2 protein-coding genes are annotated in these 1,498 nt (G+C 73.6%); both read right to left on the bottom strand.

Annotated features, from left to right (window positions below; all coding sequences use genetic code 11):
* Nucleotides 1–135: 135 nt before the first annotated feature.
* Nucleotides 136–819: a hypothetical protein gene (locus AB0I76_RS29775; RefSeq protein ID WP_357042425.1), complete on the bottom strand. Its 684-nt coding sequence runs from the start codon at nucleotides 817–819 to the stop codon at nucleotides 136–138.
* 67 nt (nucleotides 820–886) lie between these two features.
* Complete coding sequence (locus tag AB0I76_RS29770) at nucleotides 887–1,345, bottom strand: peroxiredoxin (RefSeq protein WP_357042423.1); 459 nt, start codon at nucleotides 1,343–1,345, stop codon at nucleotides 887–889.
* Nucleotides 1,346–1,498 lie beyond the last annotated feature (153 nt).

Genomic DNA, 1,498 nt, shown 5'->3' with positions numbered 1-1,498 from the left:
GGCCTGCTGCGGCACACCCCGGGCGTCGACCCGCGCGCCCTGGACCTGCTCGCCGCCGGGGGACCGGCGTACCTGCACGACTACTTCTGACCGCCCGGCCCGCCGCGGATCGACCGCGACGGGTCCCGGGCGCCGTCAGCCCGCCTCGCGCAGCTCCGCCAACCGGGCCTCCACCTCGGCGAGCTCCGCCCGCAGCTTCTCCGCCTGCTGCTCCGCCTCGGCCCGCTCCGCGGCGAGGATCTGCTCCACCGCCTCGTGCACGCCCGGCACGTCCACCAGCGCCACCATCCGCAACGCCTCGGCCGGCTTCACCACGTACGGCTTCGCCAGAGCCTTGCTGCCCTGCTGCGCCGCCACCGTCCACTCACCCTCGGCGTACGCCAGCGTCACCGTCAGACCCGCCGGGCCCTTCGGCTTCGCGGCCTTCACCGGACGCCGCGCCGGCTTCGGCTCCACCTGCTGTTCCACCTTCGGCTCCTCCCGGCGCGGCGCCGGCACCCGGGGCGTGTCCAGCACGAACTCCGGCGTCGCCGGCGTCGGTTCCGGTTCCGGTTCCTCGGCCTTCGGCTCCGCCGCCCGGCGCCCGGCGCCCCGCGGCGCGATCGCCACGTCGGCGGGGGAGAAGGGCAACTCGTCGCGCCCGAACCGCACCACCACGTACTCGTCGGACACCGCCGGGTCGGTCAGCTCCACCACCTGACCCACCTGCCCGGCGACCTGCCCGGCCGAGGAGGTGAACACCACCTTCGGCTTGCGTCCCGCCGACAGCGCCTCCCGGATACCGGCGACGTCTTCCGTGGACAAACCCTGGCCCGCCATCACAGCCCTCTTCCGTACACGTGTCTGATTGCTGCCTTGATACCAGCCGACCCCGACACCCGGAAGATCAACCCCCCAGCGCCCGCAACGCCCGGTCCGCGTGCTCGTTCATGCTCACCTCGGAGTGGATGACGTCGACGACCCGCGAGTCGGTGCCGATCACGAACGTCACCCGCTTCGTGCTCAACGGACCCAACGGCAACCGCCGCCGTACGCCGAGCCGAGACGCCACCGCACCGTCGACATCCGACAGCAGCGGATAGTCGAAGCCGTGCAGCCGGGAGAACTCCGCCTGCTTCGCCACCGGGTCCCGGCTGATGCCCACCCGCTGCGCGCCCACCGCCGCGAACTCCGCCGCCAGGTCCCGGAAGTGGCAGCTCTCCGCCGTGCACCCCCGCGTCATCGCCGCCGGGTAGAAGAACAACACGACCGGACCCGACGCCAGGAACTCCGACAACCGCCGCGGACGGCCCGTCTCGTCCGGCAGCTCGAAGTCCTCCACCACGTCGCCCACACCAACCACCACGCCACCTCCACCTCGACACCGACGGCGCGAGCCTAGGCGATCAGCCCCACACCGCCGAGACCTCCTCGGCCACCGCGTGCGCCTGCGCCCGACCGGCCCGCGCCGCCCCCGCCCGGCGCGCCGGATCCAGCACGTTGCGGCCGATCGCCGTCC

Origin of the sequence: Micromonospora sp. NPDC049799 (assembly GCF_040656655.1) — a bacterium.
Taxonomy (GTDB): Bacteria; Actinomycetota; Actinomycetes; order Mycobacteriales; family Micromonosporaceae; genus Micromonospora.
Note: the sequence above shows the minus strand (reverse complement) of the source record. Positions and strands in the feature narration are given on the sequence as shown.